General features: G+C 28.1%; 14 protein-coding genes, 1 tRNA gene, 1 rRNA gene and 1 pseudogene. 14 read left to right on the forward strand and 3 right to left on the reverse strand.

Going from position 1 to position 20,337, the window contains the following annotated elements; all coding sequences use genetic code 11:
* Window positions 1–159 precede the first annotated feature (159 nt).
* The 3 genes from rrf (at window position 160) to ybaK (ending at window position 879) form a co-directional block, all read left to right on the forward strand.
* Window positions 160–276: ribosomal RNA gene (gene rrf, locus I6E31_07170) — 5S ribosomal RNA — on the forward strand.
* A 9-nt stretch (window positions 277–285) separates the two neighbouring features.
* Window positions 286–361, forward strand: a tRNA-Asn gene (locus tag I6E31_07175).
* 44 nt (window positions 362–405) lie between these two features.
* Window positions 406–879, forward strand: a complete 474-nt coding sequence (gene ybaK / locus I6E31_07180) for a Cys-tRNA(Pro) deacylase (GenBank protein ID MCF2639751.1) — start codon at window positions 406–408, stop codon at window positions 877–879.
* Window positions 880–948: 69 nt separating this feature from the next.
* Here the strand turns inward: ybaK and I6E31_07185 are convergent, their stop codons facing one another.
* A complete protein-coding gene (locus I6E31_07185) occupies window positions 949–1,557 on the reverse strand; it encodes a copper homeostasis protein CutC (protein MCF2639752.1) in 609 nt (202 codons plus the stop codon).
* Window positions 1,558–1,770: 213 nt separating this feature from the next.
* On the opposite strand from I6E31_07185, the gene I6E31_07190 reads away from it, so the two are divergent.
* Entirely contained in the window at window positions 1,771–2,670 is a 900-nt protein-coding gene (locus tag I6E31_07190; GenBank protein ID MCF2639753.1) for an acetamidase/formamidase family protein, read from the forward strand.
* Between the two features lie 395 nt (window positions 2,671–3,065).
* On the opposite strand, the gene I6E31_07195 is transcribed toward I6E31_07190, so the two are convergent.
* Complete coding sequence (locus tag I6E31_07195; GenBank protein ID MCF2639754.1) at window positions 3,066–3,569, reverse strand: flavodoxin; 504 nt, start codon at window positions 3,567–3,569, stop codon at window positions 3,066–3,068.
* 17 nt (window positions 3,570–3,586) lie between these two features.
* On the reverse strand, window positions 3,587–4,288 hold the full coding sequence (locus I6E31_07200) for a tRNA threonylcarbamoyladenosine dehydratase (protein MCF2639755.1): 702 nt from the start codon (window positions 4,286–4,288) through the stop codon (window positions 3,587–3,589).
* 228 nt (window positions 4,289–4,516) lie between these two features.
* Here I6E31_07200 and rplU point away from each other — a divergent pair, with 228 nt between their 5' ends.
* The 10 genes and pseudogenes from rplU (at window position 4,517) to I6E31_07250 (ending at window position 20,178) form a co-directional block, all read left to right on the forward strand.
* Window positions 4,517–4,828 (forward strand): 50S ribosomal protein L21, encoded by a 312-nt coding sequence (gene rplU / locus I6E31_07205; GenBank protein ID MCF2639756.1) that lies wholly within the window; start codon window positions 4,517–4,519, stop codon window positions 4,826–4,828.
* Between the two features lie 7 nt (window positions 4,829–4,835).
* Entirely contained in the window at window positions 4,836–5,171 is a 336-nt protein-coding gene (locus I6E31_07210) for a ribosomal-processing cysteine protease Prp (GenBank protein ID MCF2639757.1), read from the forward strand.
* Window positions 5,172–5,456: a 50S ribosomal protein L27 gene (gene rpmA / locus I6E31_07215; protein MCF2639758.1), complete on the forward strand. Its 285-nt coding sequence runs from the start codon at window positions 5,172–5,174 to the stop codon at window positions 5,454–5,456. It abuts the gene before it with no gap.
* A 438-nt stretch (window positions 5,457–5,894) separates the two neighbouring features.
* A complete protein-coding gene (gene brxC, locus I6E31_07220; GenBank protein MCF2639759.1) occupies window positions 5,895–9,629 on the forward strand; it encodes a BREX system P-loop protein BrxC in 3,735 nt (1,244 codons plus the stop codon).
* A 19-nt stretch (window positions 9,630–9,648) separates the two neighbouring features.
* A complete protein-coding gene (gene pglX / locus I6E31_07225; GenBank protein ID MCF2639760.1) occupies window positions 9,649–13,263 on the forward strand; it encodes a BREX-1 system adenine-specific DNA-methyltransferase PglX in 3,615 nt (1,204 codons plus the stop codon).
* 19 nt (window positions 13,264–13,282) lie between these two features.
* Window positions 13,283–15,796 carry a BREX-1 system phosphatase PglZ type A gene (gene pglZ / locus I6E31_07230; GenBank protein MCF2639761.1) on the forward strand — a complete coding sequence of 838 codons (2,514 nt, stop codon included), beginning with the start codon at window positions 13,283–13,285 and terminating at the stop codon, window positions 15,794–15,796.
* A 24-nt stretch (window positions 15,797–15,820) separates the two neighbouring features.
* Entirely contained in the window at window positions 15,821–16,417 is a 597-nt protein-coding gene (locus I6E31_07235) for a DUF1819 family protein (protein MCF2639762.1), read from the forward strand.
* 21 nt (window positions 16,418–16,438) lie between these two features.
* On the forward strand, window positions 16,439–16,993 hold the full coding sequence (locus I6E31_07240; GenBank protein MCF2639763.1) for a DUF1788 domain-containing protein: 555 nt from the start codon (window positions 16,439–16,441) through the stop codon (window positions 16,991–16,993).
* 189 nt (window positions 16,994–17,182) lie between these two features.
* Entirely contained in the window at window positions 17,183–18,475 is a 1,293-nt protein-coding gene (locus I6E31_07245) for an ATP-binding protein (GenBank protein ID MCF2639764.1), read from the forward strand.
* Window positions 18,476–18,552: 77 nt separating this feature from the next.
* Window positions 18,553–20,178 (forward strand): annotated as a pseudogene (locus I6E31_07250) (AAA family ATPase).
* Window positions 20,179–20,337: the final 159 nt, after the last annotated feature.

Consider the following 20,337-nt stretch of genomic DNA (forward strand, 5'->3'; position numbering starts at 1 on the left):
GAGTTGTGAGACTTTTAGCTGACCAATACTAATAAGTCGAAGTTTTAACCTAAAGAAGATCTATTATATAGTTTCGAGTGTTCCATTAATTAAGAAGCAACGAAGTTGCGATTATAATTAATGAGACGCAGATGAAGATCTGCGCTACATAAACACTAGCTTGGTGAGAATAGCTGCAGGGGTACACCTAGTTCCATTCCGAACCTAGAAGTTAAGCCTGTAAACGCTGAAAGTACTTGGAGGGAAGCCTCCTGGGAGGATAGGAACTCGCCAAGCATAATGAGTGCTTCCTTAGCTCAGTCGGTAGAGCATGCGGCTGTTAACCGCAGTGTCAATGGTTCGAGTCCATTAGGAAGCGCCATTTTTTATTTTTTGGAAGATTTTTTCAAAAGGAGAAGATAAAAAATGAAAAAAACAAATGCTATGAGAGAGTTGGATAAAAATAAGATAAAATATAATTTTATAGAATATGAAGTTGATGAAAATGATTTAGGGGCAGTAGCAGTAGCTATGAAAACAGGGCAAGATATTACTAAAATATTTAAAACTCTTGTATTGTTAAATGAAAAAAGGGAGATGTTAGTAGCTTGTATTCCTGGAAGTGATACAATAGATCTTAAAAAATTAGCAAAAATAGCTGGGGATAAAAAAGTTGAGATGCTAGAGCTAAAAGAGCTATTTAATATGACTGGATATATAAGAGGTGGATGTTCTCCAATAGGAATAAAAAAGAAACATAAGACATATATCCATGAATCAGCTTTAGCAAAAGATACAATTTTTGTTAGTGGAGGAGCTAGAGGGATACAAATAGAGATAGATCCTAATATATTAATTAACCAATTAAATATGACAGTTGGAGATATTATAATAAAATAGAATAAAGAATAGGCAATTTACCAAACTACTTAAATGTAGAGATAGATTGCCTATTTTTAATTTTAATTATTAAACAATAACTTTTCCATGATACTCTTTAGCAGGTATTAAAGATGAAACTTCTGGTAGAATTTCTTTTGTAACTTTTCCAGCTACAACAATAGTTAATCTATCTCCAGCTTTTTCAATCATTTTATTTAACATATCTTTTCCTTCTAAAGCAGTAGGTTTAGTTCCAGAAGAAAGGATTCTTTTAACTCCAAGATTAATTAGATCATCAATAACTAAAGTTGGATCTTCTAATTCATCAATAGCTTTATGAAAAGTTACTTCCATAGGTTTTGCTAATTCCATAAATTCAGCAAGAGTTTTAAAATCAATTTTTTTATCTGCTGTAAGAATTCCTAATACAACTCCTTTAGCTCCTAGAGATTTACAAATTTTAATATCTTCTTTTATAACTTCAATTTCAGCTGGAGTATAATAAAAATCTCCTCCTCTAGGTCTTATTATAGGGAAAACAGGTATTTTAAGGGTAGAAAGAGCTAACTTGATAGTTCCATAAGATGGAGTAGTTCCTCCTTGAGATAAATTATCACATAGTTCTATTCTATGTGCTCCTCTTTTTTCAGCTTCAATAGCATCAACAAGTGATTCAACACAAGCTTCTTTAATCATAATTTGCCTCCTCAAGATTTGATGAATATATTATATATTACTTTATTATTTTTATCTATAAAGAATTGGAAATAGGATTTCTCACTATAATAAGGGCTATTTTAAAATTATATATGACTTTAATAAGAAAAGATGTTATAGTATAAAAAAATGAAATTATATGAAAATTAAATATGCTTGTATTTTACATCAAATCAAAAATAGGGGGAAACAATGCTTTATATTACTAAAGAAACTGTAAATGATATTATGAAATGGGATAATAAACCAGCAGGATATTGTAAAAGTGGAGAGGCAGTAGTTTTTGAAACAAGAGATTGTTATGATAATACCATTACAAGTAGTGAAAGACCTTTAGGAGATAGAGAGGGACTTTCAAATCCAGTAACAGGAGCTTTGTATGTTGAAGGAGCAGAGGTTGGAGATATATTAAAAGTAGAGATAGAAGATATCAAGTTACGTTCTTGGGGAGTAATGAGAGCCTCTACAACAGCAGGAGTTTTTCATGAAAAGTACGAAAAGAGAGAGGCCATAATCTTTCAAGTGAAAGATAATAAGATATATTTTGATGATAAATTAATTTTAGATGCAGATCCAATGATAGGAGTTATAGGAACAGCTCCTAGTGAAAAAGAGGGAGTTCCTACAACTACACCAGGGAAACATGGTGGAAATATGGATTGTAAAAAGATAGTTAAAGGTTCAACAATATATTTACCAGTAAATGTTAAAGGCGGACTTTTATCAATGGGGGATATTCATGCTCTTATGGGAGATGGAGAGGTATTTATTTGTGGTTTAGAAATAGCTGGAGAGATAACAGTTAAAGTAAGTGTATTAAAGAATATAAAACTACCAACACCATTTTTATATTCAAGAGGAAAGGTTATGTCTATTCAATCAGCTGAAGATTTAGATAAAGCAGGAGATATGGCAGCTAAAGAGATGTTTGAATTTGTAAAAGAGGCTACAAAACAAAATGATGTAAGAACAGGAATGTTGATGTCTCTCCTTTCAGACATGGCTGTATGTCAAGTTGTAGATCCACTTTTAACAGTTAGAGTGGAGTTTCCGTTAGAAGTATTAGAAAAATACAGATATAAGCTTCCATAAAATATGTATATATATAATAATAAAACCATAATTTATCACTCTAATAAGTAAAGTAAAAATAGTTTATCCCTAATATCAATTTGACGTAATTTTGAAGTGAATATTAGAAGCACTCAGCGAAATGAAGTTAAGAAAATGCAACGTGTTTGAGCGAACTTGCGAAGTGAGTTTTGCATTTTCAACGGAATAAGCAATAGGGATTCTTTATTCACTGACATGGAGTCAAATTGATGTTAAAAAAGAAATAGAGATAATTAAACTTGACTAATAATCACTAAATGCCAAAGGTACTTTGCTATAAACTTAGCGATGGACTAAATAACTGAGCTTAGAGAGATAAGTTATAGTTAAAAAAATAGAAAACCTCTCTTTTTTAAGAGAGGTTTTTTAAATTCTTAATTAAATTGAGGCTTAATATCTGTTATCCATTTTTCAATTCTTTCAGGAGTATCATTTCCTTGATTTCCCTCATCAAGAGCAAGTCCAACAAATTGATCACCAATAACAGCTTCAGACTCTTCATAATGATATCCTTCTGTAGAAGTAAATCCGATAACTTTTCCTCCATTTTTAACAACTACATCATATAGAACTCTCATAGCTCCAACATATGATTCACCAAAAGCGAATTGGTTTCCTAATCCAGCTATTGCAACAGTTTTACCTGTGAAATCTATATCTTTAAATTCATCATATACATTTTCCCAATCTGCTTGAAGTTCTCCTACCCCATAAGTTGGAGATACAAGAATAAGATTTTCTAAATCTTTCATTTGAGAGATTCCATCTGCAACATTAAAAGTTTCATAATCATCTTTTCTTAAATAAAATTCCATCTCATCAACAATACCAGTAGTATTTCCAGATGTAGTGCCATAAAATATTCCTATCTTTTTCATTTTTCCTCCTAAATCTCCTAAAAATTACATAGATCCTTAACAACTTCACTAGCTATTATAAGTCCAGCAGTTGAAGGAACAAAAGCTATACTTCCAACATTTACTTTTTTTTCTCTGCTTCCACTCTCATTGAAAGGCTTTCTTGGAAGTTCTTTTGAATAGACTACTTTTAATTTCTTAATACCTCTATTTTTTAATTCCTTTCTCATAACTCTAGCTAAAGGACAAACAGATGTTTTATTAATATCAGCAACTTCTAACATTGTTGGTTCAATCTTATTCCCAGTTCCCATAGATGAAATAATAGGAATAGATAAATTTTTAGCTATTTCAGCTAATGCTAATTTAGAAGTTACTAAGTCAATAGCATCAACAATATAATCATATTTTTTATCTTTAAAAAACAGGTCACTATTTTCCATACTAAATTTTTCTGGAAATTCATGAACAATTACATTGGGATTTATTGAAAGAAGTCTATCTCTCATAACAGATGTTTTAAGTTTTCCAATACTATCTTGAGTAGCTATTATCTGTCTATTTAAGTTAGTCAGATCAACAGTGTCAAAATCTACTATAGAGATTTCACCGATTCCAGATCTAACAAGAGCTTCAATAGCAAATCCACCCACTCCACCAACACCGAAAACTATAACATGTGAATGTTGAAGTTTATTAAGATTTTCTTTTCCAATTAAAAGTTCAGTTCTTTGAAACATTAATATTTTTCTCCTTGACCATATTATTTACTATCTTAGTAAATAATATACTGTTTTTTATAAAATTGCAATAAAATATTTATTGAGAGCTAAAATAAATATTAAGTAGTTTTCCCTTATTTTTATTGACATAATACATATATTATGATATACTTTACCGTAGATTACGCTTGGAAAGGGTCATCAGCAACCCTAACCAGCGATTGCAATACTTTTGGAGGTGTTAAGATGTACGCAGTTATAAAAACTGGTGGTAAACAATACAAAGTTGCAGAAGGTGACGTATTAAGAGTAGAAAAATTAAATGCTGAAGTTAACACAACTGTAGAATTAACTGAAGTTCTTTTAGTAGCTAATGGAGAAACTGTAAAAGTTGGAACTCCAGTAGTTGAAGGAGCAAAAGTTGTAGCAGAAGTAGTAGCTCAAGGTAAAGGTGCTAAAGTAGTTAACTTCAAATACAAGCCAAAAACAGGGTACCACAGAAAAAAAGGTCACAGACAATTATTCACTGAAATCAAAGTTACTTCAATAAACGCTTAATTGTTTTATGACAAAAGTTACAATTTATAGAAAAAATGGTAGAATTGTAGGGTACAAAGCTACCGGACATTCAGAGTATGCTGAGTATGGAGAGGATATAGTTTGTGCAGCACTTTCAATGGCATTACAACTGCCTTTGGGAGGAATACAAGATGTTCTTGATCTGATGCCTAAATTTGAAATTGATTCTGATGGATACTTAATGGTAGATATGAGAGGTATGAATACTTTAGGAAAAGAAAAAGAATTAGATGCTCTTTTAGAAAGCATGGCTTTGATGGTCGAAAATTTATCAAAAGAATATCCTAAAAATGTAAAGCTTGTAGAGAAGGAGGAAAAATAGATGCAATTTACTTTAAATATACAATTATTTGCACATAAAAAAGGACAAGGTTCTGTTAAAAACGGAAGAGACTCAAATCCTAAATATCTTGGAATCAAAAAATATGATGGAGAAGTTGTAAAAGCTGGAAACATCATCGTTAGACAAAGAGGAACTGCATTCCATCCAGGAAACAACATGGGAATGGGTAAAGACCACACTTTATTTGCTTTAATTGATGGTTATGTAAAATTTGAAAGACTTGGAAAAGATAAAAAACAAGTTTCAGTTTACTCAGAAAAATAATAGCATTTAATGAATTTTAGAGAAGCCAAAATAGGCTTCTCTTTTTTTGCATTAAAAATTTATAAAAATAATCTTTTAGATTGTAACATATGTATTGACATTTTAAGAGAGAAAAAAATAAAAGGATAAAATATATTATAAAATTCAAAATAATTATGGTACAATAATGGGTTTACATTTTTGGAAAATATGTTATAATGTAAAAGCATTTAATAGAAGAATTAGTACCATTTGATACCATTTAATATAGATTAATACCAGTTAGTAAAAGTTGAAAATATATTAGGACAAAATTTTTTGCTAAGGTGTAATGATTAGTTAGAGGAAATTTTTGTGGCAATTACTATGGGAAAATCATTACAAATGCTTTGAGAGAAGTTTAAACACGGCAAAAACCGTGTTTTTTTAGTTAAAGATATAAAATAAGGGGGAACTAGGATGAGGATTGAAGATATTTTTCTAAAAGATATTACAAGAAAAATAAATGGAGTTGTCAAAGCTGATCAAACTGATAAAGATATTATTGTAACTGAACTTAGTGAGTATGTAGTTACAGAGGAGTTAAAAAAGCATTTTGATAGATTTTTTGATAGATATATAAAATCCTTTAGTTCTCCAACAGAAGATATGGGGGTTTGGATCTCTGGATTCTACGGATCAGGGAAATCACACTTCTTAAAGATGCTTGGTCGTATTTTAGAGAATAAAGAATATGATGGAAAGAGTGTAAGTGACTATTTTAAAGAAAAGATAGAAGATGAAAAGCTACAAAGTAATATAGAGAGATCTTCTGAAGTTCCAACAGATGTTATTCTTTTTAACGTAGATAATGTAAGTGATCAAGATACATACAGAAATAAAGATAGTATTCCAGTGGCTTTTTTAAAAAATTTCAATGGATATTTTGGTTTCTCAAAGGATAATTTAAAAATAGCTAATTTTGAGAGAATGCTTTTTGAAAAAGGGATATTAGATGAATATAGAGAAAATATAGAGGAATTAGTAGGAAAAGAGTGGAAGGATATACTAAGAAACCTAGATTTCTATCAAGATGAGTTTATTGAAGTAAATGAAGAGATGGGAATAATGAGTGAAGAAAGCTCAGAAAGATGGTTAGAGAAAGATGATAAGATTTCTGTTAGTCCCGAGAGTTTTGCAGATTTATTAGAAGCTTATTTAAAAACAAAAGAACCAAATCATAGAATAGTATTTTTAGTTGATGAAATAGGACAATATATAGGAAATAACTCTCAACTTATGCTTAACCTACAAACTTTAGTTGAAATTCTTGGAGTAAGATTCCAAGGTAGAGTTTGGGTTATCGTGACTTCACAACAGGATCTAGGAAGTATTTTAGGAGCAGGAGAGAGAAGAAGAAACGATTTCTCTAAAATTCAAGATAGATTTAAGACTATGTTATCTCTATCAAGTAGTAATATAGATGAGGTTATAAAGAAAAGATTACTTGAAAAAGGAAGTACAGGAAAAAAAGAGGTAGAAGAGTTATATACTAAAGATTATTTGAATATTAATAATACAATTAACTTTAATACAAATGAGGTTATTTTACCAATATATAGCAATAAAAATGACTTTATAGAGACTTATCCATTTGTAGGATATCAATTTAGCTTACTTCAAAAAGTATTTGAAAAAGTAAGAGATATGGGATATTCAGGACAACATATGTCAAGAGGAGAAAGATCTCTTTTAAGTTCTTTCCAAGAAGCAGGGATAAGAGTAAAGGATAATAAATTAGGTTCACTTGTGCCATTTAACTATTTTTTTGAATCAATAGAGCAATTTTTAGAAGATGTGGCTAAGAGACCATTTACTATTGCTAAAAATGAGAGAAAGATAGATGAGTTTGAACTTGAAGTATTAAAACTTCTTTTCCTATTAAAAGGTATAAATGAGGTAAAAAGTAATATAGATAATTTAGTAAGCTTTATGATTGATTCTACTGACTGTGATAGAATAGCTCTTGAAGAAAAGATAAAAAAAGCTTTATTAAAATTGGAGCAACAAGTATTGATTCAAAAAGATGGAGATGAATACTTCTTTCTAACTAATGAAGAACAAGATATTAATAAAGAGATCAATCAAGAGCAGGTAGATTATGAAGAGGTAGCTAAACAGTTAGATTCATATATCTTTGGGGAGATCTTTTCAAAACCTTCAATTTTATCAGATGAAACAAAGTTGAAATACAGTTTTACTAGAAGGATAGATGAGTTTTTTACAAGCAAAAAAGGAGAGCAACTAGATATACGTATTTTAACTCCTTATTCTGAAGATTATAACAACGTATTACTTATAGGAATAAGAGATAGTGAAAATGAATTGATAGTAAAATTCCCAGAAGATGAAACAACATATATTGATGAGATAAAACTATATTTGAAAGTAGAAAAATATGTAAGAAGAAAAAATATAGAGAGTACAAGAGACACTGTTCTTTCAATATTATCTAAAAAACAAAAGGAAAATAATAGTAGAAAAAAAAGAATAAGAGCTGAAATAGAAAGAGTTATTTTAAAATCAGAAGTTTATGTATATGGACAAAAGAAGGAAATAGGAAATATTTCAGATCCATCAAAATTTATTGAGACTGCTCTTAAATTTGATATTGAATTTAGATTTAAGTCAGCAGGGCTTTTAAAAACTTTATATGATGAAGCTAGAATTAGAGATGTATTATCATATAGTTTTAATGGTGCAAATACTTTGATTCAAATAAATAGAGACCTTGAAGGAAATATAAATAGAGAAGCAATAAAAGAGATTAAAAAGAGAGTAGAGTTTTTAGAAAAAATAGGAAAAACAGTTACTTTAAAAGAGTTAGTTGAACATTTTGCAAAAGCTCCATATGGTTGGAATACTCTTTCAGTAAATGGACTTGTGGCAGAACTATTTGTATATAAGCTTATAGAAATTTCTGAATCTAAAGAGGTAGTAAAAGATGGAGAGAAATTAAAAGATTACTTAACAAAACTACAAGCAAAAAATCTTGAAAGAATTGTAATAAATCTTAAAGAGGAAGTAGATACTGAACTTATTAAAAAGATAAATAATGTTTTAAGTGAGTTATTTGGATCTAATTCTATAATTAGTTTAGAATCTCCTAAAGCAGATTTAATAGGTATTTTAGAAAAAAGAAGAACAACAGCATTCAGCCATTTTAATGAGTGCAATAGAGGAAAATACCCAGGAAAAAAAGAGGTTAAAAATTGGTATGATCTTTTAGATGAGATTCTAGAGAGAAAGAATGATAAAACAGATAAATTTTTAAAGGAATTTTTAAAGTATAAAGATGAGTTAAGAGAGTTATATTATCATCAATCGGAAGTTGATGATTTCTTTAGTGCAGGAAGTAGCAAAAAAATAAAATTTGATAGTGCTAGAGCGAAAATCAATGAAATAGATGAAAATCTAGGATATTTAGGTGGAATAAAAGAGAAAGAGCCATATAGAGAGCTTTTGACAATAACAGAAGCTAGTAAACCTTATTCTAGAATTAGAGAAATAGATGATCTATTAAATCAAATAAATGTAGAAGAAAATGTGATCCTTGAATATGAAAAAGATATTTTAAAAGAAAAGGGAGAAAAGGAGAAAAAAAGAGTTAAAGATATTTTAATAAATAGCAAGTTCTCTTCTGAAGATATCTTTGATGAATATGAGAGATTTATTTTTGGAGTAGAAAAGATTGATAATATCAGAAAGATAATGTCTAAAAATAAAGAGCTAGAGAACATAAGTAGAAAAGCTGAAACTCTATATAAGAGCTATATTAAATCTAAACTTGTAAAAATGGAAAATGAAATTTTAACTAAGTTGGAAGATAAAGAGGATATAGAAAGCTTACTATCAGAAGTTAAGGCAAGATATAAATCTTTAAAAAGCAGAGTTGATTCAAGTGATATTAAGGATTTAGAAAAGATTCTTGTAGTGGCAGAGGGAGAAAAGGAGCAATTTATATTATCAGCTGATGGAAAGACAAAGAGAAGAGAGAGAGTAACTTTAAGAAAGGTAAAAGTTAATTCAAAATTTAATATTGAAAATGAAAGTGAAGCGGAGGAGTATATAAGAGAGCTTGAAGAGAAGTTGAATGAACTTAAAAGGGAGATATTAAAATCTTTAAATGAAAATAAAATTGTAGATATAGACTAATAATTGGGGTGTGAAATGAATGGATAAAGGTAGCCTAAAGTTTTTTGCAACAGAATCTAGAAAAGATTTACTTGAAAAAATGAAAAATAAACTAGCAGTATTTGGAATTACTTCTAAAGGTATTAAAGAGCTAGAGGAAAAACAAAAAATGGGAAATAAGATAGAGATAAATGGAACTCTATACCCTAAAAAAAGTTATGATTCTCTTTGTAGTAGATATAAGGTTTTAGGCTATGAACAACTTTTAGAAGAGAGTGCTTATACTTGGTTTAATAGATTGGTTGCCTTTGCATTTATGGAAATAAATAATTATATAGATGAAAGAATAGTATTTAATAATGGAGATAGAATAGAGCCAGAGATTTTAGATAACTATTATGAGTTTGATTTTTTTCAAGAGTTAGATGAAGAGTCTCAAAATGAGATTAATGATTTAAAAGAAAAAAATAGAGTTGATAGCTTAGAAAAGCTATATTCTATCTTAGTTGAGGAAAAATGTTATGAGTTTTCTAAAATTATGCCATTTATGTTTGAGAAGAGGGGAAGTTATTCAGATATTCTTTTTCCAGATGGAGTTTTAGCAAGAGGATCTTTTCTTGAAAAATTGAGAGATGAATTTAGAAAGGCTATAGAAAAAAATGAAGAAGATGAAGAGGTAGTACCTGTTGAGATAATAGGTTGGCTTTATCAATATTATAACTCAGATCTAAAAGATGAAGTTTTTGCAGATTTGAAGAAAAATAAAAAGATAACTAAAGAGAAGATTGCACCTGCTACTCAACTATTTACTCCACATTGGATAGTAAAATATATGGGAGAAAACTCTCTTGGAAAACTTGCTTTAGAAAGTTGTGGAGTAAGTGAAGAGATAAAGGAAAATTGGAAATACTATATTGAAAATGAAATTCAAAAAAGTGAAGAGAGATTAAAGATAGAAGAAATAAAAATTATAGATCCTGCAATGGGTAGTGGACATATGCTTACATATTGCTTTGACATGTTAAGTGATATATATGAGAATCTTGGTTGGAGTAAAAAAGATGCTGTTCTATCTATTATAAAAAATAATATCTATGGTTTAGATATAGATAAAAGAGCTAGCCAATTGGCATCTTTTGCAATATTTATGAAGGCTAGAGAGAAATTTTCAAGATTCTTTAAAGTTTTAGAGAGAATGGAAGAGGATGAGAAAATATCAATAAATACTTTAGTTATTGAAGAGAGTAATGATATTTCAGAAAGTATACAAAACCTTATAAAGGAAAATAGTTTAATACATCTTGAAAAACTTTTAGTTGATTTTTATGATGCTAAAGAGTATGGAAGTATTTTAAAATTAGAGAGTATTGAAACTAAAGAGCTATATAGAGAGCTAAAAGAGTTAGAAGAAATTTATAGAAAACAGGGACAACTATCTTTAAATTATAGTATTGTAGAGAATATAGATTTTGAAAAAGAGTATGAATTTATAGAAAAACTTATTTATCAATATAGAATAATGATAGATAAATATGATATTGTTATTACAAATCCTCCATATATGGGAGGAAAAGGGTTTGATGACAAGTTAAAAAAATATGTTGAAAAAAATTATAAAGACAGCAAGGGAGATCTATTTGCTGTATTTATTGAAAAGTGTAATGAATTTACAAAGGAAAATAGATATACTGCAATGATAACAATGCACTCTTGGATGTTTTTATCAAGTTTTGAAAATTTAAGAAAGCAGATTATAGAGAAAAGAGAGATACAGAGTTTAAATCATCTTGGAACAAGGGCATTTGAAGAGCTTGGAGGAGAAGTTGTTCAAACAGTTTCTTGGGTAGGAAAAAATAAAGTTCCTGAAAAAAAAGGTACTTATATAAGACTTGTTGATTATAATAATGCACAATGGAAAGAGGAAGAATTTCTTAATAATAAAAATTATTATAGTGCAAATCAAAAAGAGTTTGAAAAAATTCCTGGTTCTCCAATAGCTTATTGGGTTAGTAATAGAGTAAGAGAGATTTTTGAAAAGAATCAAAAATTAGGAGAAATTGCACAACCTCGCAAGGGAAATTCTACTTCTGATAATAACAGATTTTTAAGATTATGGTTTGAAGTTGAAAAGAACAATTTTAAATTAAATTCTATAAATTTAAAAGAAGATTCTTTAAAAATAAAATGGTTTCCTTATAATAAAGGAGGAGGTTTTAGAAAATATTATGGTAATAATGAATATTTAATTAATTGGCTAAATGATGCAGAAGAAATTAGAAAAATTCCAACAGCTGTAATTGCAAATTATGATTTTTTTACTAAAGAAGGACTTACTTGGTCTACTGTTTCATCTGCTAAACTTTCTGTTAGAAATTTTGGAGAAGGTTTTATTTTTGATAATGGAGGATGTTGCTTATTTTCAGAAAAAGATATTAAATATATCCTTTTAGGACTGCTAAATTCAAAAGTATTTACAATATTATTTGGAAACATTAGTCCAACACTTAATTTTCAATCTGGGGATATTGCAAAAATTCCTATTATCATAGAAAAAGATGAAATTAAAAAGAATAATATTAATGAAATAACGCAACAAAATATTAATATAGCTAAAGAGGAATGGGATTCTAGAGAAACTTCTTGGGATTTTAAAAAGTTATTTATCACTAAGGGAGATAGTATAGAGAAAGCATATGATGATTACTGCCAATATTGGAGTGATAAATTTATGCAGATGCACCATAATGAAGAGGAGCTTAATAGAATATTTATAGATATCTATGAACTTAATGATGAGATGGACGAAAAAGTTCCTTTTGAAGATATAACACTATTGAAAAAGGAAATTAAGATAGAAGATGGTAAAATCTTATTTAATAAAGAGGAGATTATAAAACAATTTCTATCTTATGCAGTAGGTTGTATTATGGGAAGGTACTCTATTGATAAAGAGGAATTGATAATAGCAAACTCTGATGATATTTTACAATGTAACGAATCTCAAGTTATTATAAAAGATAGAGAGGGAAATATAAGACACTCTATTGAAAACTCAAGATTTTTACCTGATGAGTTTGGTATTATTCCTGTAACAGGGGAAAATGTATTTGAAAATGATATTGTTAGTAGAGTATTTGAGTTTGTAAAAGCTCTATATGGAGAAAAGAATTTTGATGAAAATATAAGATTTATATGTGAAGCTCTTGGACAGAAAGAGGGAGAAACATATGATGAGGTTTTAAGAAACTACTTCATAAAAGATTTCTATACAGATCATCTTCAAAGATACCAAAAGAGACCTATCTATTGGTTTATGAATAGTGGAAAGAAAAATGGATTCTCTGCTTTAATCTATCTACATAGATATGAAGATATGAGCATTGCAAGGGTAAGAACAGAGTATCTAATTCCTTATCAAGAGAAGATGGAAAATTTAAGAAACTACTATGAAAAGATAGCAGAAAACCCAGATACATCTTCAAAGGATAGAAAAATAGCAGATAAGAAGTTAAAAGAGCTATATGCTATATTAAAAGAACTTCAGACATATGCAAATGATGTAAAACATATATCAGAGCTAAAAATATCTCTTGACTTAGATGATGGAGTAAAAGTAAACTATGAGAAGTTCGGAAAAGTATTAAAGAAAATTTAAAAGAGAGGATATTCATAAGATGGAAAAAGATAAGATAAAAGAGATTCTAGATCATAGATTCAGTTTAGTACCTGAATTTCCTAAGAAAAGGCATATTATATTTTGGTATGATCCAGATAAGGCATTTAAAGATATAATACCTGAGTTGGAGATTGATAATGTTAAAATTATTGTACTTGAAAAAACTACAAATAGAAAGGGTGAGTTAATAAGTACAAATATTTTTGATACAAAATACACTTTAGAATATAGAGATTTAGAATCAAATTATCTTATATATAGTGAATATCCAAGACCTGAAGATAGAGAGAATTATTTAATAGATATAGAAAGATACTCTGAATTTTTTGTAGCTGATAAATCTGCTATGATAATGGAAGAATTTAACTTTTATAGAAGAGATTTTAGATTAAATCAAGTGATTAGAGAGCATTTAGACTTTTTTGGAAGTAAGGAGAGAAAAGAGAAGCTTAATAAATTAATAGATAATCCTGAAACTATAAGGGAAAATGATCTTAAATTAGCAATTTTAGCTGTGACTGTAAATTCTAAGGTTGTTGATATTCAAGAGATTATTAAGAGTATAATTTTAGATAGAAGTAAGCTTGATACAGTTGAAAAATGGATAGGTAAAGAGTTTTTATTCCAAGAGATAAAAAGTAGATTTGATTTAGAAGTAGAGGATTTTCAAGAGTTCTTAAAGAGTTTAATGGTAGTTAATTTCTATAGAGAGATACAGGAAAAACCAGATTCTGATCTAGAAAAGTATTATAAAGGAAAAACAAATGAGATCTATATTTTTGTAAGTTCTCTTTTACAAAATAAGCAGTGTAGTGAAAAGATAAAAGAGATATTTTATGAGCTAGGAGAGGAACTGGATATAAAAAGTGTAATAGATAAACTAGAGGTTGAAGCTTTAGTATTAGGTACAGCTTTTGAGTATTTTGATAAATTAACTATTAAATATATAGCTGAAAATTTAAATTCTGAAGTTGCAAACTATGACAGATACTTAAAGTATATCAACATCAGATTGGATAATACACTATATAGAAGTAAGTATTTTGATTACTATAAGATGCTAATTACAGTTATAAATCTTTTAAAGATAAAAGATGAGCTAGTAATAAGAGATAAGAGCATAGATAGAATATTTAAAGAGTATATTAATATTTATTATAAGATAGATAGACTATATAGAGATTTTATCGTTTCTTATGATAGTATTAAAGGTAAAAGTTCCAATGAGTTATTTGATAAGTTAGAGAGAAAGATATCTCAATTCTATGAAAAAGATTATTTAGAGGAACTTCTTTCAGTATGGGCAGATAATTTTACAACAGAAAGTGGACTTCCTTTACAAAAAGATTTTTATAATGAGTATATAAAAAATAGTGATACAAGAGTGGCTGTGATCATATCTGATGGATTAAGATATGAGATAGGAGAAGAGATAGCTGAAAAATTGAAAAAAGAAGCTAGTGCTAAAGAGATAAATTTAAAAGCTATGCTTACAGGATTACCAAGCTTTACTCAAGTTGGAATGGCAAATCTATTACCAGATAATGAAAGAGTGATAGATCCACTTAGAGAAATATATACAATATCAGGAATAAGCACTATAAATACAGAGAATAGAGAAAAAATTTTAAAATTATCTTGTGAAGAGTCTTCAGCTATAATTTTTAAAGATTTTAAAAATATGAGTAGAAACGAACAAGATGAATTTATAAAAGGTAAGAAAGTTATATATATCTACCATGATAATATTGATGGTATTGGAGATGCAGGTAAGACAGAAGATAAAACCTTTGGAGCTTGTGACACGGCAATAAAGGATATTGTTGGGATCTCTAAACTTCTTTCAAGCTTGGGAATTGTAAATATCTATATAACAAGTGATCATGGATTCCTATATGAGAGAAAAGTAGTAGAGGAATATAATAAGATAGAACTAGATAAAAGTGAAGTTAAGCCTGTTGTTATAGGTAGGAGATATGCTTTATATGAAAAGGAGATAGAACAAAAAGGTTGTATCACTATAAAAATAGATGATTATTTTGGAGTTTTTCCAAGGAAAAATCAAAGAATAAAAGCAAGTGGAAACGGATTACAATTTGTTCATGGAGGACTAAGTCCACAAGAGATGATAGTACCAGTTATTCAATACAGAAGTGGAGTTCATTCTAAGAAAGCAGAAAAAGTAAGAGTTAGAATAAAAGAGAGTACGGATAAGATAACTTCAAATCTGAATAAATTTACATTGTATCAATTAGATCCTATTAGTATAAAAAATAAGGTTGTAGAAAGAGATATAATAGCAGGATTATATGATGGAGATATAAGAGTAAGTAATGAAGTAAAAATCAGACTTAATGCTACTGAAGAAAACTTCCAACATGATTTTAGACTTACTTTAAGTGGGGATCATGAAAAAGTTACTTTAAAGATTATGGATTTAGAAACTGGAGAGATTCTTGATTCAAAAGATTATGTGGCAAAGATAGGAATTTTATCTGATTTTGACATTTAATTTATAGAAATAGGAGAAAATAAAATGAGATATGTTGCTACTACCAGTGAAAGCTTTTATTATTCTGAGATGAAAAGGACTTGTGAATTCCTTTATAAAAATGGATATAAAATTGAGGATATTGATTTAAAAAGCTGTTTAAAGGAGAATGATATCTTAGATAGTAAAAGTGAAAGTAACTTTAGTAAAAAATATCAAACTCTTAATAAGAGAATAAAGGGAATTACAGAAACTCTTACAAGAAAGATAGTAGAGGAAGATATTGAAGTTGGTAAATTTATAAATCTCTATTTGATTCTATGTATAGAAAGATTTATGGCAGAGTTTATGGATGAAGTGATAAGAGATAAATTTATCAATTTTGATTATTATCTTACTGAAGTTGATTTTAAAAATTATTTAAGACATAAAGAGGAGCAATCAGAGATTGTAAGTAATTGGTCTGATTATGGAAAAAAGAAGATGCTAACAAAGATTAAAACTTTTTTAGTTGAAGGTGGATTTCTAAAAAAAGAAAAAGATGGATCTTTTAAAATAGTTAAGCCATTTATTGATGAAGAGATAATAGAAGAGATAAGGAATAATGGAAATAAAGAAATATTAAAAGTAATGTTGTATTAAGGGAGAAGAGGATAATCAAAGATGAAAAATATTGAAAAGAGATTTGAAAAACTAATTGAAAAATTAAAGAGTGATGAATTTTATAATAATAGAGGTCTAGCAAATGAAGTTCCTTTTTATATTTTTGATTATCAACCTGAAGATGAGCTTATTGTGAGATATAAAGTAAAAAATGATGTATTGAGATCCTTAGAAGAAACTAAATTAATTGGAGTAGAGATAGATCTATTTGACCTACTTCTTGAGAGCTTAGAAAGAGATGATATTTTTGATACAGTTTTTAAGATGGAGGAAAAAAGAGGAACAGATATTTTATATAAAAAATTAAAGAATAGTTTTAATATGGAGGTTATTCTTGAATTAATAAAAGAAAAGGCTAAGAATAAGAATTTAGTTATTATAACAGGGACTGGAAAAATATATCCAATAGTTAGAAGTCATGCGCTTCTTAATAATTTACAAAATCTATTTAATGAAACAAAGGTGATACTATTTTTCCCTGGAGAGTATACAACAACAGATTTGAGACTTTTTGGATTTAAGGATAATAACTATTATAGAGCATTTAAATTATAAGAATTAACCACTTCAATTTTACTGGAGTGGTTTTTATTTTAGAAAAATATAGTCAAGAGATGATAAATTCATTATTATACTATGTTGTGAGAGATTTTTAAAATCGTAAAAATAAAAAGTGTATCAATATAACATTTTTTATGATAAAATAAGATATATAAACAACATTTTTTAAGAGGTGAGCAAAAGATGAAGAGAAAAATAGAAGAAAAATTAATTGAATGGAAAAATAGAGAAAATCACAAACCTCTTATAATAGATGGTGCAAGGCAGATAGGAAAAACTTATATAGCTTTTTCTTTTGGAAAAGAAAATTATAAGAATAGTGTTTATTTTAACTTTGAGAACTCAAAGGATCTAAATAGAATCTTTGAAAAGGATTTGAATCCTGAAAGAATTATAAGAGAGCTTTCAGTATTTTCAGGAAGTACTATTTTAGAAAAAGAAACACTTATTATCTTTGACGAGATACAAGCTAGTGAAAAAGCATTAACTTCTTTGAAATATTTTTATGAAAAGAAGCCTAATTATGATATTATATGTGCAGGAAGCCTTTTAGGAGTGGCATTAAATAGAGAAAGCTATTCTTTTCCAGTAGGGAAAGTAGAATTATTAAGAATGTATCCTATGGATTTTGAAGAGTTTTTATGGGCTTTAAATGAAATAGAACTTTCTAAAATGATAAGAGAACATTTTAATAGTAATGAGGCATTTTCTTTACATGATAAAGCTATGGAATATTATAAGAAATACCTTGTTATAGGTGGAATGCCAAGGGTTATCTTAGATTATATAGAAACAGAAAATTTTGATTTTGTTTATTCATCACAAAAAACTCTTAATGATTCATATATTGCAGATATGGCAAAATATGCAACACCTTATGAAACTGTAAAAATAATGAATACCTTTAATAGTATACCAGCTCAATTAGCAAAGGAAAATAAGAAATTTCAATATAAGGTTATTAAATCTGGAGCAAGGGCAAATGAGTATGAAGTTCCTATTGAATGGCTTGTATCTTCTGGAGTAATTAATAAATGTGTTAAAGTAACAGAGGGAAAATTACCATTAAAAGCTTATTCAGAGCCTTCATCGTTTAAAATATATTTAGCTGATACAGGGTTATTATGTTCAAAATTTGAGATACCTGCTAATATAATTTTATATGGAAATGATACTTTTACAGAGTTTAGAGGGGCATTAACTGAGAATTATGTTTGTTCAGCTTTAGCTATGAATAACTATACCTCTTATTATTTCGAGAAAAATCAAACTTTAGAAATAGATTTTGTAATTCAAGATAAAGAGGGAAATATTATTCCAGTAGAGGTAAAAAGTGCTGAGCATGTTAGAGCCACAAGTCTTAATAACTATATAAAAAGATATTCTCCTAAATACTCAATAAGAGTTTCAGGAAAAAATTTTGGATTTGAAAATGGAATAAAGAGTGTTCCTTTATATGCTGTGTTCTGTATTTAATTTTATAAGATAGTAAAGCAATAACAGAGGAATATATGCTATAATGTATATAAATCAAAAGAAAGAGAGGTGTAGATATGAAGAAAATTCCTATTGGGATAGAAGATTTTAAAATGTTAATATCAGATGATTACTTCTATATTGATAAAACTAAATTTATTGAAGAAATAATGAATGATGGAGCTTTAGTTAAACTTTTTACTCGCCCAAGAAGATTTGGAAAAACTCTTAATATGTCTATGCTTAAGCATTTTTTTGACATAAGAAAAGCAGAAGAAAATAAAAAGCTATTTGATGATTTATATATAAAAAATTCTCCTGTATTTGCAAAACAGGGAAAATATCCCGTAATCTTTATTTCAATGAAAGGAATAAAAGGGACTACTTGGGAAGAAATGCAAAAAAGTATAAGAAAAACTTTTTCAAATTTATATAATGAGTACAAATATTTAAGAGAAGATTTAGATGAAAGAAATAAAAGGCAATTTGATAAAATATGGTTTGAAGAGACAGTTGAAAATTATGATGATGCTTTAAGATTTTTAAGTGAAATTTTAGAAGAACAGTATAATGAAAAAGTTATAGTTTTAATAGATGAATATGATGTTCCTCTAACTATGGCTTATGAGTACGGTTTTTATGATATAGCTGTTGTTTTCTTTAAAAGTATGTATGGAGCTTGTTTAAAAACCAATTCAAGTTTAAAAATGGGAGTTCTTACAGGTGCAATAAGAGTAGCTCAAGCAGGAATATTCTCTGACCTTAATAATATTGAAACTCATACAATACTAGATGAAGCATATGATGAATATTTTGGGCTTTTGGAAAATGAAGTTGAAAATGCTTTAATAGAATATAAGTCAGAAGATAAATTAGAAGATGTCAAGTCTTGGTATGACGGCTATAAATTTGGAAATATGGAGGTATACAATCCGTGGAGTATTTTAAAATATATAAAATATAAAAAATTAGATGCTTACTGGATAAATACTTCTGGAAATGCTTTAATAAAAGAATTGCTGCTTCTTTCAGATGGAATAGTTTTTGAGGACTTGGATAATTTAGTAAACGGTCAGGAAAAAACTATATATGTTAATGAAAATGTAGCTTTAGGAAATAATTTAGACCCAAACAGATTGTGGGAACTTATGCTTTTCTCAGGATATTTAACTGTAAAAGAAAAAATAAACAGTGAAGCATATTTAGTTAAAATTCCTAATAAAGAGATACAATCATTTTTCAAAAGTCTTTTTGCTGAAATAGTATTTAAAGGAAAAAGTAATATAGCAAGTATGAAAGGTGCTTTAGAAAGTAAAGATATAAATACTATTGTAAGAATTTTAGAAAAGGTTGTGCTTAATGCAATAAGTTTCTATGATACAAATAAAAAATTTGAAAATCCATATCAGACATTACTTGCAGGATTTTTCTATGCCTTAGATGATTATTATGAAATGAAACCAAATTCAGAAACATGATACGGAAGAGCTGATATAGTATTAATACCAAGAAATAAGAAATGGTCAGGATATGTATTAGAGCTGAAAAGAGCCAAAACTAAAAATCTTGAAAAAGAGGCATCAAAGGCTCTTGAGCAGATAGAAGAAAAGAAATATGATACTTTACTAATAAATGAAGGAATAAAAGATATAATAAAAATTGGTTTGGTATTTGATGGTAAAAAAGCAGTAGCTTATTACTAAAATATTCATGAAAATCTATCTAAAATTGTGTAAGAATTTTGACATAGATAACAAAAAGGTAACAAAATAGAAAAGTAAAATTTTAAAGATGGCTTTATTTAAACTTTTAAAGATATGAAAAATTAGAAGTTTCAGTTTACTCAGAAAAATAATAGCATT

The organism is Fusobacterium varium, assembly GCA_021531615.1.
Lineage (GTDB): Bacteria > Fusobacteriota > Fusobacteriia > Fusobacteriales > Fusobacteriaceae > Fusobacterium_A > Fusobacterium_A varium_C.

What these genes read in the sequence shown, in the direction of transcription:
- ybaK (MCF2639751.1), top strand. Translation starts at nt 406, where the DNA reads ATGAAAAAAACAAATGCTATGAGAGAGTTGGATAAAAATAAGATAAAA.
- I6E31_07185 (MCF2639752.1), bottom strand. Translation starts at nt 1,557, where the DNA reads ATGATTAAAGAAGCTTGTGTTGAATCACTTGTTGATGCTATTGAAGCT.
- I6E31_07190 (MCF2639753.1), top strand. Translation starts at nt 1,771, where the DNA reads ATGCTTTATATTACTAAAGAAACTGTAAATGATATTATGAAATGGGAT.
- I6E31_07195 (MCF2639754.1), bottom strand. Translation starts at nt 3,569, where the DNA reads ATGAAAAAGATAGGAATATTTTATGGCACTACATCTGGAAATACTACT.
- I6E31_07200 (MCF2639755.1), bottom strand. Translation starts at nt 4,288, where the DNA reads ATGTTTCAAAGAACTGAACTTTTAATTGGAAAAGAAAATCTTAATAAA.
- rplU (MCF2639756.1), top strand. Translation starts at nt 4,517, where the DNA reads ATGTACGCAGTTATAAAAACTGGTGGTAAACAATACAAAGTTGCAGAA.
- I6E31_07210 (MCF2639757.1), top strand. Translation starts at nt 4,836, where the DNA reads ATGACAAAAGTTACAATTTATAGAAAAAATGGTAGAATTGTAGGGTAC.
- rpmA (MCF2639758.1), top strand. Translation starts at nt 5,172, where the DNA reads ATGCAATTTACTTTAAATATACAATTATTTGCACATAAAAAAGGACAA.
- brxC (MCF2639759.1), top strand. Translation starts at nt 5,895, where the DNA reads ATGAGGATTGAAGATATTTTTCTAAAAGATATTACAAGAAAAATAAAT.
- pglX (MCF2639760.1), top strand. Translation starts at nt 9,649, where the DNA reads ATGGATAAAGGTAGCCTAAAGTTTTTTGCAACAGAATCTAGAAAAGAT.
- pglZ (MCF2639761.1), top strand. Translation starts at nt 13,283, where the DNA reads ATGGAAAAAGATAAGATAAAAGAGATTCTAGATCATAGATTCAGTTTA.
- I6E31_07235 (MCF2639762.1), top strand. Translation starts at nt 15,821, where the DNA reads ATGAGATATGTTGCTACTACCAGTGAAAGCTTTTATTATTCTGAGATG.
- I6E31_07240 (MCF2639763.1), top strand. Translation starts at nt 16,439, where the DNA reads ATGAAAAATATTGAAAAGAGATTTGAAAAACTAATTGAAAAATTAAAG.
- I6E31_07245 (MCF2639764.1), top strand. Translation starts at nt 17,183, where the DNA reads ATGAAGAGAAAAATAGAAGAAAAATTAATTGAATGGAAAAATAGAGAA.